General features: G+C 69.6%; 7 protein-coding genes and 2 pseudogenes. 7 read left to right on the top strand and 2 right to left on the bottom strand.

Annotated features, from left to right (window positions below; genetic code table 11):
• The 7 genes and pseudogenes from ABT116_RS39000 to ABT116_RS38965 all read left to right on the top strand — a co-directional run.
• Window positions 1-251: pseudogene (locus ABT116_RS39000) on the top strand (ABC transporter permease); the annotation flags it as partial.
• A gap of 665 nt (window positions 252-916) precedes the next feature.
• A pseudogene (locus ABT116_RS38990) lies at window positions 917-1,105 on the top strand (ribonuclease BN); the annotation flags it as partial.
• Between the two features lie 157 nt (window positions 1,106-1,262).
• A complete protein-coding gene (locus tag ABT116_RS38985; protein WP_351644368.1) occupies window positions 1,263-1,715 on the top strand; it encodes a phosphatase PAP2 family protein in 453 nt (150 codons plus the stop codon).
• Window positions 1,716-1,889: 174 nt separating this feature from the next.
• Window positions 1,890-2,327, top strand: coding sequence for a phage holin family protein (locus tag ABT116_RS38980; protein ID WP_502984016.1), 438 nt, complete (start codon window positions 1,890-1,892; stop codon window positions 2,325-2,327).
• Window positions 2,324-2,773: a DUF3618 domain-containing protein gene (locus ABT116_RS38975; RefSeq protein ID WP_351644365.1), complete on the top strand. Its 450-nt coding sequence runs from the start codon at window positions 2,324-2,326 to the stop codon at window positions 2,771-2,773. The genes ABT116_RS38980 and ABT116_RS38975 overlap by 4 nt, the downstream gene beginning before the upstream one ends.
• A gap of 721 nt (window positions 2,774-3,494) precedes the next feature.
• The gene (locus ABT116_RS38970; RefSeq protein ID WP_351644362.1) at window positions 3,495-3,716 is read left to right on the top strand and encodes a type II toxin-antitoxin system VapB family antitoxin; all 222 of its coding nucleotides are present in this window, start codon (window positions 3,495-3,497) and stop codon (window positions 3,714-3,716) included.
• Entirely contained in the window at window positions 3,713-4,123 is a 411-nt protein-coding gene (locus ABT116_RS38965) for a PIN domain-containing protein (RefSeq protein WP_351644359.1), read from the top strand. Before ABT116_RS38970 ends, ABT116_RS38965 begins: the two co-directional genes overlap by 4 nt.
• Before the next feature lie 66 nt (window positions 4,124-4,189).
• On the opposite strand, the gene ABT116_RS38960 is transcribed toward ABT116_RS38965, so the two are convergent.
• Together ABT116_RS38960 and ABT116_RS38955 are read right to left on the bottom strand one after the other, a co-directional pair.
• A complete protein-coding gene (locus ABT116_RS38960; protein ID WP_351644357.1) occupies window positions 4,190-4,636 on the bottom strand; it encodes a hypothetical protein in 447 nt (148 codons plus the stop codon).
• Between the two features lie 67 nt (window positions 4,637-4,703).
• Window positions 4,704-5,443, bottom strand: a 740-nt coding sequence (locus ABT116_RS38955) for a WD40/YVTN/BNR-like repeat-containing protein (RefSeq protein WP_502984015.1), incomplete at its 5' end; no start/stop codon positions are given.

The following is a 5,443-nucleotide window of genomic DNA, read 5'->3' as shown; positions in this document are numbered from 1 at the left end:
GCAACAACGCGCTGCCGCTGGTCTTCCTGCCGCTCATCTCCAGCGCCTTCGTCCCGGTCGACGCGATGCCGGGCTGGTTCCAGCCGATCGCCCAGTATTAGCCGTTCACGCCCGCCATCGAGACCTTGCGCGGACTGCTGCTCGGCACCGAGATCGGCAACAACTGGTGGATCACCATCGTCTGGTGCCTGGGCCTGGCGGCGCTCGGCTACCGCTGGTCGAAGGCGGTGTTCAACCGCGACCCGAAGTGACCGCGCGGACTGCCTCCGGCAGTTCGTCCGGCTCCAGGGCGGCATGCTCCGACACCGCGTCGGCGTACGCCGCCCCATCGGGTTGTCCGCGGCCTGCCGGACCCGCGCCGCTGCTGACCGTGGTTGTCCGTTCTTTTGGGCAAGCTGTGGGCACGAGTTCGTGGGACGGTGTGCCGACAGAGGGTCGTGGGTGCCGGCGAGTTCCGATCATCCACCGAACGGTCGGACACGCGCTCCAGCAGTCGGGGAAGCAGCACGGCCACCACCATCGAGCCGCCGCCGAACGCTCCGAGCGCCGACGACAGGTCCGCCGCACCGCGTCCCAGATGGTCGCGGACGTAGACCACGCTGTTGACCGTGACCATCGCGCCGGCCGCCGCCACCGCCAGGTTCAGCACGGGCAGGGCACGCAGCTCGGCCGTGGCGAAGAAGAGGCGGTGCCTGCTGTGGCCTTGGCGTACGCGCTGCCGGTGCGCGGCGCAGAAGCACCGACCGGCTTCGGAAGGACCGCCGAGACCGAAGTCACGACCCCTCCGGCCTCGTCGGTCGCATCCCTCCATGGCGCACCCCAGCCGAGGCCGGTTCGCTCCCGGGGCGGCCAGGGACGTCATCACCGGGGCGTGGAACAGTTGCAGGGCAACGCCGGAGTCGGCTCGGTGATGGCGATCGTCTTCCTGGTCTGGCTGTGGATCACCAACCTGGCCATCCTGCTGGGTCTGGAGTTCGACGCGGAGACCGTCCGCCAGCGGGCCGTCGCCGGTGGTCATCCGCCGGAGTCCAAGCCGTACACCCAGCCGCGCGACAGCAGGAAGTGGGACGAGGAGGACCGGCGCCGCCTTGAGGGTGGTCCCTGATGGCGTCGGGTGCTGTCGCGATCTCGGGTGTGGCCGCTGATCCGGCGGATACCCACAGGTCATGGGCTTGCTGGCAGAAGTGAGAGAGGCTGATCGCCGTGTGACGCAGCGGATGGCCGCGTGGACCTCGTCGAGTGTCCACAGAACGCTGTCCTTTGTGGAGGAGACGGCGGAGGGCACCAAGTTGTGGTGGGGCGCGGCCGCGGTGATGGCCTGGCGGGGCGGCTGGCGCGGCCGCATGGCGGCAACCGCCGGCCTGGCGGCGGTGGCAGTGGCTCAGGTGGCCGCGAACGGCGTGTGCAAGCAGCTGGCCGAGCGCCCCCGGCCGCCGAAGGAGTGGATCCCGCACGACGAGGTCGAGGACCGTCCTGAGTCGTCGTCGTTCCCGTCCGGGCACACCTCGGCCGCAGTCGCGTTCACGGCGGCCGTCGTCCCCGCCTGGCCGCTGGCCGGTGCCCTGTGCGCGGTGCCGGCCGCGATGGTGGCCGTCGAGCGTGTTCAGAGTGGCGCCCACTACCCGAGCGACGTCGCCACCGGCGCCGCCATCGGCCTGGGCGCTGCCTGGCTCGTCCGCTCCACTCCGCGCTTGCTGTTGCGCCACTGGCGTTAGCGGCAGGTGCCCCTGTCGACCAGGCATGACCGCCGGGAAGCCACAGCCGGGCCGAACCGTTGCGCGGGTGGTCATAGCTGTGTCCTACATGGCCTTTTCGGGGGTACTCGCCCCGTCACCAGGCGGACGGGCACCAACGCGGCCCGCCCGCGCAAGAACAGGGAGGTGATCGTCGTGTCGAGTGCACAGCCGCGCTCTGCCGGCCCCGCCCGACAGACGCAGGACTCCGGTGCGGAGCCGGTCAGCGAGCTGGTGCAGCGGGCGTCGCAGCAGCTGACGGAGCTGGTGCGCGGCGAGCTGAGGCTGGCGCAGGCGGAGATGAAGGAGAAGGGCAAGCGGTACGGCAAGGGCGGCGGACTGTTCGGCGGTGCCGGCATCGTCGGCTTCCTGACCCTCGAGGCGCTGGTGGTCACGGCCATCGCCGCCCTCGCGGTGCCGCTGCCGGTGTGGGCCGCGGCGCTGATCGTCACCGCAGTGCTGGGCGCGATCACCGCGCTCATGGCTTTCACCGGCAAAAAGCAGATCAGCGAGGGTGCGCCGCCGGCACCCGAGCAGACGATCGACAGCGTCAAGGCCGACATGGCCGAGATCAAGGAGAGTGCACAGCGATGACCCAGCCGCCCCACGACGAGCAGACGGCTTCCAGCCCCGAGGAGCTGCGCGAGCAGGTGGAGGAGACCCGCCAGTCGCTCGGGAAGACGGTCGAGGCGCTGGCAGCCAAGGCCGATGTCAGGGCCAAGGCTCAGGAGAAGGCAGCCGACGTCAAGCAGCAGGCAGCCGTGAAGGCCGGGGAGCTGAAAGCCAAGGCAGCCGAGGTCGCGCACCAAGTGCAGGACAAGCTGCCGGAGCCGGTGAAGGACAAGGCGGCTCACACCGCCGATCAGGCACGGGCCCGGACCGCCCAGGTCGGCCACTTGCTCCAGGAGAAGGCGCCCGAACCAGTGCGGCAGAAGGCGGCCCAAGGGGCGCGGGCAGCGCGGGACAACCGGGCCCTGCTGCTGGCGGCGGGCGTTGGTGCCGCGCTCGTATGGCTGGCATGCCGCCGCGGGAAAGGGTGAGCAGGGAAAGCACCAGCGCCACCGCCACGGGCCGCTTGGCCGGCACTTGGCCCGGTGACAGTCCCCGGCATCTCGAATCAGATGTCAACCGCAGACCGCAGCGCCACGTCGCCTCGTCAAGCGGCGTGGCGCCGTTGCGTCCGGGTGTGTGATGCGCGCGCTGGAGCATCACGCTCTCCGCGGATCAACCGCAGGTGACGGCGAGTGCCGGCGTGACGTGGCGCGTCAGCAGGGCGGAACAGTCGTTCCTCCCACCAGGCCATACCGGCCAGCAGCCCCCCGAGCATGGGTAGCAACATCACGGCCACAGCGACGATCACATCCGATCACCCCTCCGTGTGCGTCACCGGCCGAGTGCCCCGTCACGAGATGTCCGATGAGTGACAAGCCGTGAAGGTCGTGTGACCACACATCACGAGTCGGGCGGGTCAGCACGTGCCCGCGCTCGTCCCCCCGGCGAGTGCTTGTGCGCGTGAGCGCGAGAAGTCACACCGCTGTTGACCGTGGTTGTCCGCTGCTACGGGCACGCTCTGGGTACGGCCGCCACCAGGGCCGAGTCACACTTGCGCGCGACGCTTCGCGCCGGCGGGTGGGTACCGTCTCGCGGGCCGATCCGGAGTGTCCGTCGCGTCCGCACAGGCCGAGATCCGACATCGACACGTGGCGATGTTGGTGACGTATTCTTCTATGTACATCACCAACATCGAGTAGGAGATGCCACATGTCTGTGACGCAGATCGACATCGATGACGACGCCCTCGAACGCGCCATGGCTCTGGCCAAGGTCAGGACCAAGAAGGAGGCGGTCAATCTCGCGTTGAACTTCTACGCCGAGCAGCAGGAGCGTGCGGCCCGCATCAGCCGTCACTTCGAGCGGGCGCGTGAGTGGGGTGCGGTCGAGGACGCCGAGCGCCTGCAGCGGGCGGAGAAGCGTAGCCGGTGATCTACTTGCTCGACACGTCCGGTCTGGTCCGACTGCTCCGGGATCCGAAACTGCAATCGGCCTGGTACGACGCGATCGATGTCGGGGCCATCGCATCCTGCTACGTGCAACGCGCCGAGTTTCTCCACAGCGCGCGCAACGGTCGCGAGTTTGACGAGATCGCGGAGATGTTCACCGACCTCTACCCCGACGTGTCGGTGCCGAAGAACGCCGGGCGCTGGATCGGCGCGGTGCAACACCGTATGGCCCAGGCCGGGGAGCACCGCAGTGCCTCGGCGGTCGACCTCGTCATCGCCGCCACCGCGGCCCACCACGGCCTGGCTGTGCTCCACGACGATGACGACTACCGTGCCGTTGCCCGGCATGCGTCCGACCTGACCGAGCACAACGTCCACGACATCACCTGACGCGTTTCCTCCACGCCGATGTCAGCCGAAGGGGGCGATCAAGGAGAAGGCGGAAGCCGACAGGAATCATGGATGCAGGGCGCCGTCGCATGGAGCCGGGATCTGCTCCGCCACGGTCCCGGCCATGGAGAGGCCGAGAGTGAGCCTCATGGTTGGCCCGACCGGCCAGATATACGCCCAGTAGCCGGTAGTGCCGAGCCACGACGTCCCATACGGTCGGTCCGTGATGATCAAATCGGGCAGGCCATCTGCGAACCGGCCTCCGGCCTGCCGGCGGACCACTACCGACACTGGGGTCTGACGCACTTCCTGCTCGACGGCCACCACAAACTGGAGGCTGCGGCCACAACGGCCCGCCCGGTGCGGCTCCTTTCGCTTCTGGCCGTGGGTGAGGGTCTGGCCGAATCCGGAGACTGCGCCCGGCTGCCCGACCTGCGCACTCGACTGCGCTCGGCCCGATCGACCGGCACCTGAACCAGTACCGAAGGCCAAGGTGTCGGGCTCGGCGACCACGCCGAGGTTCCTCAGCCCTGGCGGGGCCGCGGGCCGTTGTGCCTGCGGCCCCGCCAGGGCGGCGGAGTCAGGACGGGTCGCCGTACTGGAGGCCGCGTCCGTTGGTGCCGACATAGACGCGGCCGTAGGTGTCGGGGTCACCGGTGATGACGCCGACGCCGCCGATGGCGCCCCACTGGTGGGCCTTGTCGTTGACGCGTAGCCAGGTGGCGCCCTTGTCGGTGGAGCGGAAGACTCCGGTGACGTCCTTGACGGTACCGATCAGGTACAGGGCCTGGTAGCTGGTGCCCGGCTTGGCCTTGCCGAAGCCGAGGGCGGAGGCGGACTGCACCGTTCTGAGCGTGGTGAAAGTGCGGCCGCCGTCGGTGGAGTGCAGAAGCCCCTTGGCACTGCCGGCGATCCATAGGTCACCGGCGATGCCGGGAACGGCCGTGAGCCTGCCGGTGGGCAGGTCGGTGGCGCGGGCGGTGAAGGTCGCGCCGCCGTCGGTGCTGGCGTAGAGCGTGCCGCCGGACAGGGAGTAGAAGGTTTTGGCCGAGGAGCGGTCGGCGACGACGACGGCGCCGGTGCCCAGGCCGCTGACCCTCGACCAGCTCACCCCCTTGTCGGTCGAGCGGTACGGGGACTGGCCGGCCTGGGTCCAGACGATGGTGGAGCCGTCCGCCGAGAGCGCGACATGACCGTCCTGGGCATCGGCCACCGGCTCTGCCTTGAAGCCGGTCCAGTTGCTGCCGCCGTCGGTGGAGTATGCGCCGTCCTGCGCGCCGCCACGGCCGACGCGGACCATCATCGTGGGCTTGGACTGGG

The sequence above is a fragment of the Streptomyces sp. NPDC002130 genome, from assembly GCF_040296465.1.
GTDB lineage: Bacteria > Actinomycetota > Actinomycetes > Streptomycetales > Streptomycetaceae > Streptomyces.
This window is presented reverse-complemented; position numbering and strand designations above follow the sequence as displayed.